The sequence below is a fragment of the Leadbetterella byssophila DSM 17132 genome (genome assembly GCF_000166395.1).
GTDB classification, from domain to species: Bacteria; Bacteroidota; Bacteroidia; order Cytophagales; family Spirosomataceae; genus Leadbetterella; species Leadbetterella byssophila.
Genome location: NC_014655.1, coordinates 1 through 18,719, shown reverse-complemented (window position 1 = coordinate 18,719; position 18,719 = coordinate 1). Strand labels below are relative to the sequence as shown.

General features: G+C 41.2%; 11 protein-coding genes. 1 reads left to right on the top strand and 10 read right to left on the bottom strand.

Annotated elements, in window-relative coordinates:
• Positions 1-5: 5 nt before the first annotated feature.
• The 8 genes from LBYS_RS00065 to LBYS_RS00030 all read right to left on the bottom strand — a co-directional run bounded on the left by LBYS_RS00065 (position 6) and on the right by LBYS_RS00030 (position 14,902).
• Entirely contained in the window at positions 6-1,079 is a 1,074-nt protein-coding gene (locus LBYS_RS00065) for a phosphatidylinositol-specific phospholipase C1-like protein (protein ID WP_013406865.1), read from the bottom strand.
• Positions 1,039-2,358, bottom strand: coding sequence for a glycoside hydrolase family 88/105 protein (locus LBYS_RS00060; protein WP_013406864.1), 1,320 nt, complete (start codon positions 2,356-2,358; stop codon positions 1,039-1,041). Before LBYS_RS00060 ends, LBYS_RS00065 begins: the two co-directional genes overlap by 41 nt.
• Positions 2,355-3,611 carry a DUF4861 domain-containing protein gene (locus LBYS_RS00055; protein WP_013406863.1) on the bottom strand — a complete coding sequence of 419 codons (1,257 nt, stop codon included), beginning with the start codon at positions 3,609-3,611 and terminating at the stop codon, positions 2,355-2,357. Before LBYS_RS00055 ends, LBYS_RS00060 begins: the two co-directional genes overlap by 4 nt.
• Positions 3,608-5,359, bottom strand: coding sequence for a hypothetical protein (locus LBYS_RS00050; RefSeq protein ID WP_013406862.1), 1,752 nt, complete (start codon positions 5,357-5,359; stop codon positions 3,608-3,610). The genes LBYS_RS00055 and LBYS_RS00050 overlap by 4 nt, the downstream gene beginning before the upstream one ends.
• 44 nt (positions 5,360-5,403) lie before the next feature.
• Positions 5,404-6,996, bottom strand: a complete 1,593-nt coding sequence (locus LBYS_RS00045) for a RagB/SusD family nutrient uptake outer membrane protein (RefSeq protein WP_013406861.1) — start codon at positions 6,994-6,996, stop codon at positions 5,404-5,406.
• Between the two features lie 2 nt (positions 6,997-6,998).
• Positions 6,999-10,079 (bottom strand): SusC/RagA family TonB-linked outer membrane protein, encoded by a 3,081-nt coding sequence (locus LBYS_RS00040; protein ID WP_013406860.1) that lies wholly within the window; start codon positions 10,077-10,079, stop codon positions 6,999-7,001.
• Positions 10,080-10,298: 219 nt separating this feature from the next.
• Positions 10,299-11,924 (bottom strand): RagB/SusD family nutrient uptake outer membrane protein, encoded by a 1,626-nt coding sequence (locus tag LBYS_RS00035; RefSeq protein WP_013406859.1) that lies wholly within the window; start codon positions 11,922-11,924, stop codon positions 10,299-10,301.
• A 5-nt stretch (positions 11,925-11,929) separates the two neighbouring features.
• A complete protein-coding gene (locus LBYS_RS00030; RefSeq protein ID WP_013406858.1) occupies positions 11,930-14,902 on the bottom strand; it encodes a SusC/RagA family TonB-linked outer membrane protein in 2,973 nt (990 codons plus the stop codon).
• Between the two features lie 345 nt (positions 14,903-15,247).
• On the opposite strand from LBYS_RS00030, the gene LBYS_RS00020 reads away from it, so the two are divergent.
• Positions 15,248-16,261, top strand: coding sequence for a LacI family DNA-binding transcriptional regulator (locus LBYS_RS00020; protein WP_013406857.1), 1,014 nt, complete (start codon positions 15,248-15,250; stop codon positions 16,259-16,261).
• On the opposite strand, the gene LBYS_RS00015 is transcribed toward LBYS_RS00020, so the two are convergent.
• Positions 16,232-17,230, bottom strand: a complete 999-nt coding sequence (locus LBYS_RS00015; RefSeq protein ID WP_013406856.1) for a zinc-binding alcohol dehydrogenase family protein — start codon at positions 17,228-17,230, stop codon at positions 16,232-16,234. The genes LBYS_RS00020 and LBYS_RS00015 overlap by 30 nt on opposite strands.
• Complete coding sequence (gene dnaA / locus LBYS_RS00010; RefSeq protein WP_013406855.1) at positions 17,230-18,627, bottom strand: chromosomal replication initiator protein DnaA; 1,398 nt, start codon at positions 18,625-18,627, stop codon at positions 17,230-17,232. The genes LBYS_RS00015 and dnaA overlap by 1 nt, the downstream gene beginning before the upstream one ends.
• Positions 18,628-18,719 lie beyond the last annotated feature (92 nt).

The window sequence follows — 18,719 nt, the reverse complement described above, 5'->3', positions numbered from 1 at the left end:
GAACTTTACTTCTTTAGCAGGGGATTTACCCTCACATATTTCCCTTCAGGAAAGATGATTTTATAGCTAGAAGGAAAATGAGTGCTTTCTCTGTAATAGTCCGTGGTGATGATCTGCGCGCCCGACTCACACGCAGCCTGGAATCTAGAGTAATCTTCATTCCTGGCCTCAAATGTGTCAGCATCTGCCCTAGTACGAATGATATATCCCTTTTTCACCAATGATTTGATTTCTTCCTTTTGCTTCTTGGGATCATTCTTTATCAAGATAGCTGCGTTTGGATCCCCCTCCGGTGAATCTGTAAACATCACTTGCACTTCACTACCACTGTTCAAATACGTACTACGCTTAGCACCTGTCTCATCCAGTACAAAGATAAACTTACCTCTCACTGAATTAATAGTAGGCCATCCCTTCTTTAAGATAGCGGCTTCCAATGTGGGGAAGTTTCCTTGTACATCTTTTGGAATCAATAATTTCCCGGGCCCCAATTCCTTCCATATCAAGCTGTTTAGCTCCTGATAATCTTCCTTTTCGAACTCATCTGCCACTGTGGGTAAGTGATTTACCGGCCCCGTTTTAGCATTCATGGTTATAAAAACAGGGTGATGTTGAGGATGTTCATCTGACCATTTTCTAAGGATTTGCAAGCATGTAGATAAGGTGCCACAATGAGACCTAAAGTCTAAATCCTGCATATGCAAAACTTTCAATCCTGGCTTATCCATCTCACCATCTTGATTGTAGGGAGGCACCTGGTCTTTGAACAATTCATAGAGTGCAGGCTTGGAGAACTTGCCCCCATTTCTATCTACTGCAATATCTATCTCCAAATTCGCCAAGCCTAGATTTAACTGAACATCTATGGGTTCATGGCTATAATCAAATCTAACTCCCCATTTGGGATTAAAGGACATTAAGGTGTCCATCACCGGCTTATCAATGGCCGTTTTATAACTGTTGTGCGTACCTATTACTTGCACATGATTAAGTTTTTCCTGTGCATTAACCGTCTGTACGCTTAAAAGTACCAGTGCCTTAACGCTGAAGGAACTGAACAGCAGTTTCATTGATTCCATAGGAACGATTTTTTAGAAGTTTCATGACTTCAGAACCGGCTAATAACATGGGGCCATAGCTATGAGCAGCATAAGGGTTCACAGGTCGGTAATAATAAAATGCCGGATCAAAGCCCATTCCGGTCCCCACACAAGTACCGGTCACCTTGCCATCAGGAGTTATCTGTGTAGAAAGTGCTTCCCAGGCTAATAAGACCATAGGACCAAATGCTTCGTAATCTAACCACCCTTCATTGATACCTTTGCAAATGGAATAGGTAAAAATGGCAGTGGCAGAAGTCTCTAAGTAGGTATCAGATTTATCCAAAAGTTGATGCCAGAATCCGCTGCCCGACTGCAAAGCAGCTAAGCCCTGCACATGTTTCAGATATAAGTCCATAATCACTGATCTATCTGGATGTTCTTTGGGTAATACCGTTAATAGTTCAGTTATGGCCATGATGGCCCAGCCGTTAGCTCTACCCCAATGGAATTTGGGCTGGACAGCAGATTCCTCTAACCACCCATGAATGAAGATATTCTTTTGGGTATCAAACATCCTTTGGCTGAATTGCTTAACCTGCTTAGTAGCTTCATCAAAGTATTTCTTTTCCCCTGTCAGCTTACCCATGTATGCTATGGCGGGAACACTCATGAACATATCGTCAAGCCAGACTGTATTTTTCAGTGGACGATTTCGAGCAAAGGTTCCATCAGGTAATCTATACTCTTTGTTCATTATAAAATCAAGAAAATGCTCAATGACAGGAGTTAATTGACCTTTATTCTGGGTATTTAAGCCTTTGATCATGGCCATACCTAGTGCCCCCGCATCATCTAAAGCGTGGGGATGCAGGATACTGGCTACAGGTGAAGACTTTTGCTCCTCTAAAGAACTATTGGATTTATAATACGCTGCTAGTTGGGACAGATATTGCATTCTTTGTAATGCATACTCCTTATACCTGGAATCTCCGCTAACCTCCGCAGCAGTTAGCATGGCAGAATAGGTCACTCCCCACTCATAACTGAAAAGCCGATAATCCCCTTTTTTAAACATGGCATTTGTAGTGGGCGACTTAAGTGACCTCCCGGTATTCTTATCTACTAATTCCATGGGTGTCACCGCATTGAGGTAGGTATAGATCTTGTCTAGATCTTCCTTAATACTCGCTGGTGTGGCCTTCCCGTAAGCATGTGGGTATGCCGGTGGGATCAAATGTAGAGGAGTATTTCCATCTGTCACTTGTCCAAAAACTTGCCAGGTACCTAAACATAAAGCCAATATTCTCTTAATCATCTCACTTTCAATTTTACAGTCAATTGATCTACAAAGTTTTGTAAATACTTTTGATAATATTCTTCGTCCACAAATCCTGAATCTCTCAATTCCCAACAAGCCATGGCATAGTAAGAGAAGGGTTGATCTGCTTTCATTCTTGCCAAATAGGTTTTGGAAATTCTACCTTCGTCAGGTGCTTTTATGGTGTTTATAAAGGCGGACTTGGGCAAAACTAATGCTAGTCCTAAATACCACTCCTTCTCATAGGTTTGTTTATCATGCGTCCCTAACACCATCCATTCCTCATTTTCATAGATGGTGCTTAGTGGCTTATTTGTCCTTGAATTTACAAGTCCTACTAACACTACCTCATCTCCTTTTGGATCTTTAAGATGAACCGTATTTTTATAACCGTGAACCCCCGGCCATATCTCTACTGTCTCCGTCAAGTTATAGGTTCTATCCTCATCTAAAGGTCTCCAGCTTTTATAGTCAAAGAGCATTTGTGAATGTACAGGTCCTTCCTGTAGTATAGTAAATACAGTACTGTCCACATTTCCTTTCGGATCTCCCTCAATGATACCTAACCTCCTCAATCTTTCACCTCCGATTTCCAGAGAAATACCTCCAAGTCCTAAAGAATTACCCACATTCATGATATCCCTGCCCCACTCTTCCATCACATGGTAATTATCTTCCGTAACTCCGTCCTTATTTATCCCTACATTTTCAGGCGACATATACTCTACCTTCTTGCCAAAAACATCTTTAGAATTTCTGCCATCCAGATAATGTCTAAATCCAACTTTGTCATTTTCCCAAGAAGGTCCATCCGTTTGATAAGGTTGATACCCGTTCACTCCCGGTAATTCATGTGGAAAGAACACATCCGTGATTTTGGGTTTCACCACATCATTCAGGGAATCCCTTACTCCGAATCGAACACTGGTTCTTTTTGTGAACTCAGGCAAGTGGTTAACCCAGGCAATATCAAATTTCTTAGCTTCCCCCGCTTGAAAGTCAGCTACAAAGACTAGTTGATCCCAGATTCCATCACCATCCACATCTTCTATTTGCGAAGGAACCAATTCTCCATTTGGACTTAGTACAGTTGGGAATAAACCATCCTGGATTCCACCAGGAATTTCGGATTTACTTAAAATTACCGGTTTATCCTGAAGATCAATGGTACTCTCGTTTTCAATAGTCAATTGGGTCTTAGGATTACATCCTAAGACCGCAAATGCTAAAGCTATTAAAACTCTTTTCATGATATTTTCAAGGAATGCTTAAATGGAGTTACTCCGGTCAAGTACACATGATGCCCCGGAGTATTTAAATTTCCGTTAAACACACTATACTTTTCACCTTCCAATCCTCTCGTCCATTCGTGCTTTTTAATCCCGGGACCAAAGGTAATTTTATCATTACCCACGGTATATTCTCCATAACCTTCTGGTAGGAAGTTCACCTGACCGTTACTGTTTTGGACGTTCTTCAAGGTTCCTTCGGCTCCAAAACATAAGTCGATAGTGATAGCCACCCCTTCCGGACCGTTTACTTCAAAATCCAGAAAAACCTCTCCATTTTCCTCTCTTACCCAAACAGTAGACTCTTGTACTTTAAAATCTGGCTTTCTCTTATCAAAAGACATTTTACTCCAGAATCTATCATCTACACTTGGAGTCAATTCATAATCTCCGTCCTTCTTTCTATCCTCCGGCTTTAAAGGCTGATAATACGGTGCTTTTTTGACTTCATGAAGTTTGTATCGATCACCTTCCTTTTCTAATCCATCTCCTCTGAAAAAGCCCATGCTGAAGAATCTGGAAGACATTCGGACATGTTTTAATGCCGCCTTTCCTTTTCTGTAACCAAAGAAATTAGGGCTCACTGATCTACCTGAAGCTATGATCAAGGGAAAATCATTCCCTCCAAAAATGGTCATGGACGTATCCCCTCTTCTGATCCTAGCTAGGTGACTGGTGGTAAATAGCTTTTCATAATTTGTAGGAAGAGCTGCTGGGGTTGGCAGTTCTTTTGCCAACAGAGGCACAGCCATAAATCTATATAGCTCATTTTGGATCACATCCTTTTCAAACTCAGGAAGAGATTCCATAAACCTACAAATGGCAGAGAAGAGTCCGTTATTTTTTTCTATGGCTAGGAATCGATAATGCAGGTATTGTACCATTATCTCCTTACTTCCATATTGATCTTGACGGCGGGAATCAAAGGTGATCAGTTCACCATTGACATCGGTGTAGTACCAGGCCATCTCCAGGCTTTTCAGAGGTGCTGCATAAAGTTCCGGTCTGTTTAGCAGATGTCCCATGGTGATAAAACCTCTGTTTTCTACATCGGCATAATTCATACTACGTTCCGGATAGTGACCGTCCTGATCTATGTAAATTCCTTCAGAAAGCCACTCATCAATTCGATTTACATATTTTTGGTTAGGGTAGACTTTATTAATCCACGCTAAGGCAGAAGAAATTTCCCAACGGTGGTTAGGCGTATGCACACCTCCTACGGTTAAGGCTGCACCTACACGTTCTACTGGAATTTTAATCAAAGCCTTTGCCTTGTCTAAGGCCTTTTCTTTGCTTTGATTCAAAATATGAATTCCCGAACACAAAGGCTCCATGACGAAAGCCGTATCCGGCGGACTTTCTATGTTCCCGGCATTCATGGTACCGTCTGGAGCTAATACATTATTAAAATGTACGGCGATTTCCTCCAGTGCAGTTACGATCTTATCACTCTTATGAAACCTGGATTGAGGATTCACATAGGCAGCAGATAATTTTGCAAAATTATATCCATACGCTCTTCCCCCTTGCTTTGGACCTTCTTTACCTAAAGAGAGGAATTTCTCCACAAAATTGTCATTCCCCACTATTAGACGCTTCATGAGATCAGACGCAGGAATAGGCTGAGCAGAACTTAAAAATTGAGGCGCAAGAAAAAGGGCCGCGCTATACCCTAAGGTATCCTTGATAAATTGTTTTCTATTCATGGTTGAAAATTAAAAACTTTGGGGAATACTCCCCGAAGGTAAAGTTAATATCCATTATTTTGAGTTAAGCTACCACCACTAGCATCTATTTCGCTATTTGGAATAGGTCTTAGCAAATGGAAATCTCTAAGTGCATTATTAAGCGCCACATGAGGATTGTATTTAAGAGCTCTTTCCATCAGTTTTCCCGTCCTCTTCAATTCCATCCATCTGCTCGTTTCGCCTGCTAATTCTCTGGCACTTTCTTCTAAGATAACATCAATAGTCATTTGATCTGCCGTCACCGGTTTATTCCATCCAGCTCTGGTTCTTAGGGCATTGATGAAAGTAGCTGCTTTTACCTTATCTCCCATTTGTAAGTAGGCTTCTGCTGCGAAGAGATAGGCTTCACCGGAACGCATAATTACAGCATCTCTCTCTCCTTCCGGATCAATGCCCCCGTTCGTATAAGGAACTCCGGGATCATCAAATTTACGGAACATGGGATACTGGATCTGCGTAGTTCCATTAGGAATAAAATAGTTTTCCGGATTAACCACAGTATAGCTTTTACTTCCTATCAAGGCCTGACTCCAGGGAGTTTTGGGGAAATGGATCACTGTATCTCCAACCTTCACTCCTCTTTCCGCATCCGCAATCTCAGCTAATAAAGTTCTTCTTAAAGTAGCCGCTTCACGCTTGTCTCCTTCTTCAAATAGGGAGAAGAAATAGGGAGTGGGAGCTGGCCCTAAACCTCTGTGGTAAAGAGTTGAACGAGTCATCCCGGGATAAACATCATAAGAGAATTTAAACAATAAATGTCTGTCGTTCCCTTCTCTTCTAGTTACCGGATTTGATCCGTAAAGCAGGGCAAAAACCACCTCATTATTCCTTTGGCCGGCTTTTGTAAAAAACTGTGCAAAATCACTTGCTAGTGGATGCCTTGAGATGACCGTCTCAGCCAGACTTGCCGCTTCAGAAAAATCATTGGCTCCCTTGAATGATTTATACCCTCTTGTTAATAAAACCTGAGCTTTCAGATGTCTTACCGCATCTTTAGAGACGGTACCATATAAGGCGGGAGTTTCGTCCACAGCTGCTAATGCTTCATCCAGATCTTTCAGAATCTGCGCATATACCTCTACTTCCTCAACCCGTTTAAGATCCACCTGCGCACTTCTCACTTCATTTAGGATCAAAGGCACCGGTCCAAATTGTTCCACCAAATTAAAGTAGGCAAAAGCTCTAAAGAACTTAGCTTGACCCAGTCCTTTTGATTTTGCTGTTTCTGTAAGTCCGGAGATCTCATTGGATCTATCTATGGCCACGTTAGCGGCCGCAATCAATCTATAATTCGTAGTCCATGCAGAAGACACTGATCCGTTAAATGGTCTAAGGTTAACATAGTCATTTAATTCATCTATTCCGGCTACGATAGCTCCACGGGTATAAATATCAGTACCCAAATGATTGATATTGTATAAGGAGGTAGCATTTCTGGCCAGATAATAGATCTGACCTACCAAGCCATCAAAAGAACTGGGATCCTGGAAGATTTCATTACTAGTTAAGGACTGCCTGTTCTCCTCTTCCAGAAAGTTTGAGCAGGAGCTCAAGCTTAAAGCTGCTATAATTAGGGTTAATATATTCTTCTTCATGATTAAAATTTAATGTTAAGACCTCCCATCCAAGTACGTGTCATATGCGCAGAAGCGTAAGAATTTCTCACTGCTGTCTCCGGATCAAATCCATGATACTTACTGAAAGTGAATGGATTTTGACCCGTTAAATAAAGCCTGGCACTTTTTACCTTGTACCTCTCCAAGAACCTAGGATTGATGGTGTATCCTAAGGTGATATATCCCACCTTCACATAAGACACGTCCATGTATTGGATAGCTTCTACATACGGCCCTTGGTTACTAGGCTGATACCATTCATTAGATGGATTCTCTGGTGTCCAAAAATTAAGTTTGGCACTATTAAACCTGGCCGGAGTTGAATCAAACCTACCACCATGAGATAAGTGGAAATAGGAGTTGCTTATAGCTCCTTGTGAAGTATGAAGGAAGAAGGAGAAGTCTATGTTCTTATAATCAAAAGTATTCGTTAAACCTCCTGTCCACTTAGGCATGGCACTTCCTATAACCGTTCTATCGTCAGCGTTGATAATTCCATTTCCATCAATATCTTTCACCTTAACCTGCCCTGGAAGCTGACCATATTTTTTGGCTTCCTCTACCTCATTCAATTGCCAGATTCCATCAAATTCATATGTATAAATAGAACCGATAGGATGTCCTACCTTATGTGCATAAGATCCCCCTTGAACTGAGAATAATATCTCATCCACACCACCATAAAGCTTGGTGATCTTATTCCTGTTCGCAGCGAAGTTCAGGGTGGTACTCCAGGTGAAATCCTTTTTAACCAAGTTCTTCGAGGTAATTCCTAATTCTATACCCCTGTTCGTAGCCTCGCCCACATTATCAAATACTCCGGAATAACCTGTAGCACTAGGAACCGGGCGGAAGAAAATGATGTCAGTATTGTTCCTATTATAAAGATCCAAAGTACCTGTGATTCTATTTTTCAGGAATCCAAAATCCGCACCTATGTTCCACTCTTTGGTTCTTTCCCAAGTTAAATCCTGGTTAGCAAGGCCACTCACAAATGCGGTTTGAATCACTTGATCACCGATGTTCACAAAGTTACTTCCAATCAATGACAGGGATGCCAATGGTCCTAGACCTCCTCCTGTGCCGTTATTGCCGGTTTGCCCATAACTTAATCTAAGTTTCAAATCACTCAAGGAAGGCACAGAGCTCATGAAGTCCTCTTCTATAATTCTCCAGGCAAATGCTGCAGAAGGGAAGAAGGCCCATTTGTTATTTTCCGCTAAAATGGAAGAGCCATCATATCTACCCGTAAGTGTGAATAAATACTTACTATTGAAGTTATAATTCAGACGTGCAGTATAGGACTCTAGGGTTTGCTTTGACATTCCACTGGTCAAACCCTGTACTACAGAACCAGCCGCTTGATTATAAAACAGGTATTGATCAGTAGTAAAATTCCTTCTCTCTCCATAATATCTCTCATTTCTATCATAGAATTGGGAATAAACCAAAGTGGCCAAGACCTGATGCTTATCACTCCATTTCAAATCATAGTTGATGATATTATCCCAGGTATAGGACATCCTATTGCGGTTATTGACGATCGCACGTGTATTTTGCTGATTGCCGCTTGTAGCTTTACTATATCTACCTATGTATTCTCCGGCCCTTGTAAACTCTACATTAGGAGAAAAATTAGTTGAAATCTTCAGATTCTTGATTGGCCTGATTTCTAAAGATAGATTTCCTAGATAATTCAAACTCCTGGTCTGCAAGGTCCAGTTATCAGGTTCAAAAAGTGGGTTTGTTATAAAGGATTCGCCTTGAAGAGGGAAGAATTGCAATTTACCTTCTGAATCATAAGCACTACCTGTAGGCCTTAAACGATAAGCTGATCTCAATCCTTCTTTACTGCCTTCGTCTCTGGTGCTCAAAGCGATGTAGTTAGTGTAACCCAATGTAACATTTGGAAGAATGTTACTATTTAAATTCGCACGCATAGTGTAACGTTCAAAAGCCTCACCCCGGAAAGTTCCTTCGTCTTTTGTATATGCTACACCCATACCGAAAGTGGTATTTTCATTTCCACCGCTAAGGCCTAATGTGTGATTGGTTTGGAAACCTTTGGTATCTACTAAGTTGATCCAGTCCGTGTATGTTCCAGCCTTGATGTTTTCTAATTCATTCGGACGCATGTACTTGCTTAGATCTACATCCGCACGAGTAAAGTTTCTGTTTCCTCCTGCCCACTGTAGACCTACCACAGCATCTTTAAAGTAGTCCACGAAATCTTCTCCCTGAAGCATCTCAGGTCTTCTATAAGATTCTTTGGTACCAAAGTAATTATCATATGAAACAGAAAGTCGACCTTTCGCTCCACCTTTCGTTTTGATTATCACCACACCATTGGTACCTCTAGAACCATAAATGGCAGTTGCCGAAGCATCTTTTAGGATATCCATCTTATCAATATCCGCCGGGTTTAAGAATGAGATATCATTCACGAAAATTCCATCCACAATATAAAGTGGGTTTTGTCCCGCACTGTATCCCGCATTTTCTATAGATTCACCGGAATTGATGGTATTAGAACCACGGATACGTACGTTAAATGCTCCCCCCGGTTTGTTGTCCGTTAATTGAAGGTTAACCCCGGCCACTTGACCCTGCATAGCTTGAAAGGCATTTGTTTTATTTGCCCTTTGGATAGATTCTGCATTTAGACTGGAAACAGAGCCCGTTAAATCACTTTTCTTCGCTTGACCATAACCTATGATCACCACTTCATCTAAGTCCTTGTTGGCTTCAGCCATTTGTATGTTTAAATCTGAACGGTTACCTACCCTTTCTTCGACCGTATTAAAACCTACAAAACTGAAGACTAGAATAGCATTTTCATTTGCGACAGTAATCTTGAACTGTCCATTTGCATCTGTAAAGTGAGAATTAGCAGTACCCTTTTCATTAACTGTGACACCTACTAAAACCTCACCACCTGAGGAGACTTTACCCGAAATCACTTTCTGAGCATGTAAAGGGAGAGTTAGCCCGACAAAAAAGGCAATAGCAAGCCACCCTTTCCCTTGCAGGCAAAATGCCTGCAATTTGGAAATCATTTTCATAATAAATAGTTAAGGTTGAATTTTTAAAGAATAACCCGGCGCGCGAAGTCTTTCTAAGGTTTGGTTTTCAGGACAAAACAAGGCAATAAACTTGTACGAAACCAATTAATACTTGGATAATTTTATGCAAAGGTTTGCATAAATATGATATTAAATTAATTAGGCCATTATTAATAAAATAAATTAAAAAAGGCACCTCAATTGAGGTGCCTTAAGCGATTAATATCCAGGGTTTTGCGACCAATTGGTGTTAACATTCATCACATCTCTTGGCACTGGAAATATCCTTCTGAACTTCTCAGTGAATCCTGCAGGATAGAGCGATTTAAAGCCCCAGTTGTCTTCAAACTTCCCAAAACGGATCAGGTCATTTCTTCTCCATGATTCATCTGCAAATTCTCTAGCTCTTTCATCTAAAAGATCTTCAAGAGTAGGAGTTCCTGTGATGGCAGGCGCACCTACATAAGCTCTGATCTTATTGATTAATGAGGCAGGTGAATCTCCATTTGTAGCTGTAGCTCCTCTCAGAATGGCTTCTGCCTTCATCAGGTAAATATCAGCTAAACGGAAGATGGGTACATCATTGCTTTGGCTACGGTTCTGAGCCGCCGTTACGTTCACATCCATATAGAACTTGATGGATCTGTATCCCATAGATCTTCCCTTTTGGTCATTACCTACGTTTAAGGTAGGACCCCCATCAGGTCTAAGTGTTATTTCCTTAGAGAATTCCACCTGCCAATCGAATTTATCATCAGCATCCGGACCGTTGTAATCCTGATCTATACCTCTTTTGGATGTATTGATTAAGAAAGGTCGACTAGTAGGCGCATAATTTTCCCAGTAGTATTGTTTTCCGCCTATAAACTGATCATTTCTTTGGTCCCCAGGTAAATTAAACTTAGCCAGGAATTCCGGAAGTACACGGTGAGTTCCACCCACACTCTGAGGAAGATCCCCAAACTGTTTCTGTGCACTTCTATGAATCCAATACCTGGCATAAGTCATACCTTGTTGCCTTTCTCTATCAAATGGCATCACAAAGATGAAATCCTTTATGTGCGGTCCATTATCCGGTCTGAACTTCAATAGGTATCTATCACTCAAATTAAATTTACCTGAAGCTATGATGGCATCACACATCTTCACCACCTCGTTCAACTTTTCATTAGGTGCACTTGGAGTATAAGAGGCTACATCACTAGCGGTATATACTGCCCAATTGAGATAAATCTTAGCTAAAAGCGCTTCAGCCATGTACTTCGTGGCCTTACCATAGGTACTCGCGTTAACATCTGTGGTTAATTTGTCTTTTACTGCTAAGAGTTCTGATTCAACAAACCTCACGACTTCTGCTCTTGGAGCGCGGTCAGGCTGTTCATCGCCCATGGAGGTAATCAAAGGCACTGCACCAAAGTGTTCTAATAAGATATAGAAGTAATAGGCACGCATAGCTCTTACCGGAGCTGCTACTTCACTCTCGTCATTACCTAATAAGGCCAGTACCTTATTACATGAGGTAACACCCGTCATGGCTGAGTTCCAAATGGTATTCAGATACCCGTTATCCCTGTTCCAGTCGTGCACTACATATTGGCGGTAAATACCTCCGTCATAGTAATCAGAACCCATTGCCACACTGACTGCTTCATCAGAAGACAAGGTATTCACCATCCAGTGGGCCACCCCCATGGCTCCTCTATAGGCATTATATATATCTGCAGATACAGCTTCTGCAGCAGTCTCCGAATCAGGGAAACTAGTGTACTGGGATTTAATCTTCACATCTAGATCAGTACATCCTCCCACCACTAATGCTGTAGCTAGTATTGTTTTAAATTTCATAAGGATTAAAGATTAAGGTTAAGTCCAAACATCACTGTACGTGTACGCGGATAAGTCTGACGGTTATCAATACCAGGAGTAATACCTCCCAAGAACACCTCAGGATCTAAACCTTTATATTTGGTCAACACAAAAGCATTATTTACGGTCATAAACACTCTGGCATTTTTGATACCGGATCCAATCTTCCCGATGGAATACGATCCGGACAACTGCGCAAGACGTAGATAATCTCCTTTCTCCAGATATCTATCAGATAAGAAGTGTGCATTGTAGTCGGTAACCTTTTCCGTTTTCAGTACATCTGCCAGCAAGTTTTTGTTGCCCGCATTACCTACCACATTTGAATGACGTGCACGAGTACCGTTCATGATTTTGTTACCAAATAATCCCTGGAACGTAGCTGTTAGTCCAAAACGCTTATAGTTGAAGTTATTATTCCAACCTAACACCAATTTCGGCTGAGCACTACCTGTATACGCTCTATCTTTATCCTGAGGGGTAGTCGTTAACTCACCGGTACGCTCCCCTGTAGCAGGGTCATGTACATAATAAACAGATACTCCCTGGTCATTATAGCCTGCCCATTCCCATGTATAGAAAGTACCTATAGGATACCCTTCCATTACTCTCTGCTGAGTCATACCTGATTGACCTGCACCATCTAAGTTAGAAAGGTTCAAATAATTCACAGAGAACTCCTGATTAGAGATCTTCTTCACCACGTTCTTATTATGAGAAAGAGTTAAACCTGTATTCCAAGAGAAGCTTTTCTTCTTCACAGGTACCGCGCTCAAAGTAAATTCTATCCCTTTGTTATTGATTTCCCCTACGTTTGTAGTCAAATAGCTATAAAGATATTTGGTAGTAGAAACCGGGTAATCGTAAATCAAATCAGACGTATTCTTGTTGTACACCTCAATAGTACCACTCAATCTGTTCTTAAGGATAGCGAAATCCAAACCTATGTTTAACATGTCTGTTTTTTCCCATCTCAAGTCAGGGTTAGAATTTCTCACCGCACCTAGGGTTCTTACTAGATTACCTTCTGAGTTTGTGAACCAGCCTGTAGCTCCGTACACTTGTGTAGCGGTAAATACATCAAATCCTAATGAGTTACCGGACACCCCATAACCAATCCTGAATTTCAAGTCGTCAAAAGTACCTTTCGCAAACTCTTCATCTGAAATTCTCCAAGCGAAAGATACAGAAGGGAATGTAGCCCAACGGTTATTCGCACCAAAGGCAGATGAACCATCTCTACGAACTGTAGCTTGGAACAAGTACTTACCATCTAAGGAATAGTTAGCCCTTCCATAGAAGGAGATCATTCTTAGGGTAGAAAGGTTGTACCCACCAAATCCATTCAGGTCAATGTTGTTTGCCATACCTGGATTGTGATAGCTTAGGTCATCACTGTAGTAGTTGTAAGTAGTCAACTGGAACCCATCGTTATCATTGTTCTCTTCCCAAGAATATCCACCTAGTAAGCCTACTTTATGACGGTTATTAAGAATCTTATCATAAGCCAAGTTCATCTCCATTACCTTACGCTGCCCTTCTACTGCTGAACGGGTGGACTTACCATTCATTCCCGCAGCCACCATTGATTTAGAGGTATAATAGTTGGCATAGTTAAACTGAGAGTTTTGGTATGACAAATCCAAATTATATCTCAAATCCTTAAAGATCTGATACGAACCTCTCGCATGCGCCTGAATCACCTTATCTTTGGAAAGTATAGTGCTCTCTTCAAGTAAAGAAACCGGGTTTGCATATTGAGATCTTTGAGGATATTCAAACCAGCTACCGTCTGGTCGCTTTACAGAGGACATAGGCAAGTAGTAATACATAGCATCATATACGCTTAGACCTTGTCCTTGAGCAGGTACGTTATTTCTGGTAGAAGTACTTGCATTCACATTGAAGGACACGGTCAGTTTATCTTGCATAGCTTGAGTTTCTACAAATGCTCTTGCTACGTATCTTTCTCTACCTGAACCTTTGATTACACCTAGGTTTCTTAGATAATTAACACTGGTGCTATAACGAGTCTTTTCATTTCCTCCATTGATGGAAATATTATGGTTTTGCGAGAATCCTGTACGAGAAACCTCTTTTTGCCAATCAGTATCTGCACCGGTATCATCATAAGGATCCAAAGAGAAGCCATTGTTCAATACGAAATCCTTGTACTGCTGTGCATTCATCATCTCAAGACGCTTCCTGATTTTGTCAACGCTCACGTAGCCGCTGTAGGTGACTGATGCTTGTCCGCTTTTACCTCTTTTGGTAGTAACAATGATCACACCGTTAGCAGCCTTCGAACCGTAAATTGCGGTAGCAGAAGCATCTCTCAATACATCTATACTTACGATATCATCAGGTGAAACCAGGCTTAAGGATGCTCCGGGAACTCCATCAATAACATAGTAAGGTTCCATAGCTGCACCGGAACGCAGGGTCGAGGACCCTCTGAGCGTTACAGATGGACTGGCATTCGGATCACTGTTATTGTTAGAGATAGTTAAACCGGGAACTTTTCCTTGCAGTAATTGTGCAGGATCCGTATAAACCCCTTGGTTAAAATCCTCTTGTTTAATGGAAGTAATGGAACTGGTGATGTCCTTTTTGGCCATGCTACCATAACCTACTACAATTACTTCATCTAGGGTTTTGCGGTCTTCTTCCAATTGGACATTGACAGCCGTACCGCTGACTAACGCCTCTTTGGTCACATAACCCACATAACTAAAAACCAGGGTCTCACCTCTTTGCGCACGAATAGTGAAATTCCCGTCTACATCCGTCATTGTACCTACCGTTCCTCCTTTAACAGAAACGGTTACTCCGGGGAGAGCCTCTCCGGCAACGTCAGTTACTGTACCTTTTACGTCCGACTGAGCCATTACTCCGGCGTAGACGAACAAAAGCAAAACGAGCGACAACGCCCGCTGAAATAGCTTACATACGTTCATTGAATAATAGTTTTGATGGTTTTGATTTGATGGATCCTATCTCTGGGATTTCCTTGAAAACAAAAATGAAGAAGCTAGTAGTTTTTGTTTCATATTATCTATTTATTAAGGTTGATTGTCTATCCTTCTACCACGAGGACGCGCAAAAAATTGTATATTTAACACAATTAGCAAAATTCCTTGTAGGAAGTCTATACAAAAGAATGGGAAATCAAATGATCTTACATACAATTCCTCTTTTAATTCAATGCAAACCTTTGCATTCAGAAAAGTATTTGCTTTTTACAATTTTTTGTATTAATAATGCAATTCTAACCATTTGCGGGATCACGCATTAAGAGGAATATGGAAAAACCCGCCACAATTATAGATATAGCAAAAGCGCTAAATATATCTCCTTCAACGGTGTCAAGGGCCTTGAATAATCACCCTTCCATCAGTTCTCAAACGAAGGAGCAGGTTAATGAATTAGCCAATAAATTAAACTATCACCCTAACCTAACGGCTAGAAACCTACTAAAGAAGAAATCTGGGATCATAGGCGTAGTGGTTCCTGAAATCACCAGTTACTTTTTCTCAACGGTCATCACGGGAATTCAGGATGTGGTGTCATCTGTGGGCTACAAGTTGATCATATCGCAAACGAATGAGAATTTTGATGAAGAGAAAAAACTCATTCATGAAATGGCCCAAATGAGGGTGGAGGGACTATTGGTTTCTCCTAGCTTTAATACCCAAGGTTTCGAGCATTTAGAAGATGCCAGAAAAGCCGGGATTCCTGTAGTCTTATTCGATAGAGACATTCCCGGATTTGAATCCAGTAAAGTTTTTGTGGATGTCTATGACGGTGCTTACCAGGCAGTAAAATACCTGATTGAAGCTGGTTGTCAAAGAATAGCACACATAGCAGGACCGGAACATATACCCACCTTTCAAGAGCGCATGTCCGCTTATCAAAATGCACTAAAAGACTACAACAGGGAACTATACCCGGAATTGATCATCAAATCTACGGGCTTTTCTGCAGAAGATGGTGTGGAAGCCTGCGAGCATTTGCTCTCCCAATCCTTTGACGCATTATTTTGTGTTAATGATGCTGTAGCCATAGGTGCCATGCACGTACTTAGAGAGAAGGGATATAAAATACCAGAGGACATTTCAGTTATAGGGTATGATGATGAACCTTATTCCTGCTACTTTAGTCCGGGATTAACCACCATTTGGCAACCGGTCTATGATATGGGCATGCTATCTTCCAAAATACTTTTGGACACCATTACCAAAGAGAAGCAAACCATACGTAAAGAGATCTTAAAGCCGGAATTGGTCTTAAGACAATCTTCCGTTCCATTGAACTAAGATTCTGTAGATATCACCGGGAGACTTGATCCATTCTTGAATAGTTTGAGCGGCGTCTTCCGGTTGTATTATTTTTGAAATCAAAGGTTGTAAATCGAAACTACCTGCCCTCAGGTAGTTGACCACCGCTTCAAAATCCTCAGCTAATGCATTCCTGGAACCTTTAATATCTAATTCCTTCTGCACAAACCAGCGCGTTTCGAAAGCCACCTCAGGTAAAGCATAACCTATGTAAACTACCCTACCTCCAAATGGTGCCCAATCTATGGCGTTTCTGTAGGTTACAGGTGAACCTACGGCCTCTATGATTACATCCGGACTTACATCTTTGACGTTTGCAGACAAATACGCCTCAGAAGCTCCCCATTGTAGAGCCTGATCTAATTTCCTCTGGTCTTGGTCCACTACTATAGCTTTGGCTCCTCTAGATAATACCCCAAAGAGAACTCCAACTCCTATCATACCTAATCCAATGATCAGCACAGTATCCTTCTCAGAAACCTGGCCTCTGGAAACGGCATGATAGCCTACACTCAATGGTTCCACCATGGCTAGTTCTTGTGCATTAAGTCCAGGGGCAAGTATGACCTTTTGCCATGGAACAGCAATAAAACCACGCATGGCTCCATCTCTTTGTACTCCCAATGTCTGATTGAATTGACAAGCATTGGTCTTGCCCTTTTGACAGGCTGTACATTTACCACAAGAAGTGTAAGGATGAACGGTACAAGGTGTTCCTGGAAGCAAATGTGAAGGTACGTCTGCTCCTACCGCATGAATCACTGCAGAAATCTCATGTCCCGGAATAACCGGATATTTCACCAAAGGATTCTTTCCCAAAAACGTACTTAGGTCTGAACCACAAAAACCTACATAGTTTAATTGAAGTAATACTTCCCCGGCTCCTACGGAAACATATTCATCAGGAATAAGAGAAATAGTACCGGGAGAAGAAATGGTCAAGGCCATTATTTTTTCAATTTTTCTTTGATCTCTTTGATATGCATCTGCAATTCCCGATCCTGATTTTGTAGATCGTTTATGGTTTGAATAGCATGAATTACCGTACTATGGTCTCTTCCTCCAAAATGGTAACCTATTGCTTTCAGGGATAATTCTGTGTACTCTTTGGTTAAAAACATAGCGATCTGTCTAGGTAAAACCACTTCTCGCAAACGAGTTTTACCTTTAATATCTGCCACTTTAATGTTGAAGTGAGAAGTCACTACGTCTATGATCTTATCTATAGATATCGCTTTCTGACTCTCTTCTACTAAACTCTTAATGCGGTACTTAGCAAGTTCAATATCGATTTTTCTTTGTAATAGGGCAGAATCTACGATCAAGGAATTCAAAACTCCCTCTAACTCACGCACATTAGAATCCACACAATTAGCCAGATATTCTACCACTTCCATATCCATCTCCGCCTTTTCAGTAGCCAACTTGTTCTGAATGATGGCCATCCTGGTTTCTAGATCCGGAATCTGAATATCAGTAGTTAAACCCCATTTAAAACGGGACAATAAACGATCCTCCATACCGGACAACTCCCTAGGAGGACGGTCAGAGGTCATGACAATCTGCTTACCGGATTGGTGAAGATGATTGAAGATATGGAAGAAGGTTTCTTGGGTCTTTTCTTTACCTGCCAGGAACTGAATATCGTCTATGATGAGAACATCCACCATCATGTAGAAATTCATGAAGTCCTGAAGGCTATTATCCCTTATGGCATTGATAAACTGACTGGTAAATTTCTCAGAGGAAACATACAATACTAATTTATTATTACCGGGCTGGTCTTCAATGTAGTTACCTATGGCCTGTACCAGGTGCGTTTTCCCTAACCCTACATCCCCATAAATCATGAGAGGGTTAAAGGCAGTAACGCTTGGTTTTTGGGCCACTGCAACGCTAGCCGCACGAGCCAGTCTATTGCAGGAGCCTTCAACGTAGTTTTCGAATCTATAATTCTTGTTTAATTGAGAGTCAAAAATAATATCAGAAGAAGTCTTGATTTCGAAAGGATTCTTCGGAATAACTCTGGAATCTTCTTTGGGAGTTTCTACTTTTTTCTGTGCGGCCTTTTGTCCACCACTATCAATGATGATGGTATATTCCAATTGCCCGTCCTTACCAATGGCATAATCCAGAGCCTTACGCAGTATCTTGACGTAATTATTCTCTAGCCACTCGTAAAAGAACTGGCTGGGAACCTGAATTATAAGCCTTTTATTAATTAATTTATAAGGTATAATTGGTTCAAACCACGTCTTAAAACTTTGCTCAGTAACATGCTCACGTATCACCATGAGACAGTCTTTCCACACCTGAGCTACGTCATTTTTAACTGCAGTTTCCAATACTAAAAGAGTTAATGAAGGTTAAAAATCCATTTTAGGGCTACAAAGCTAATAAAGAATTGAGACCCGAAGAGAGAAATCTTCAAAAGAAA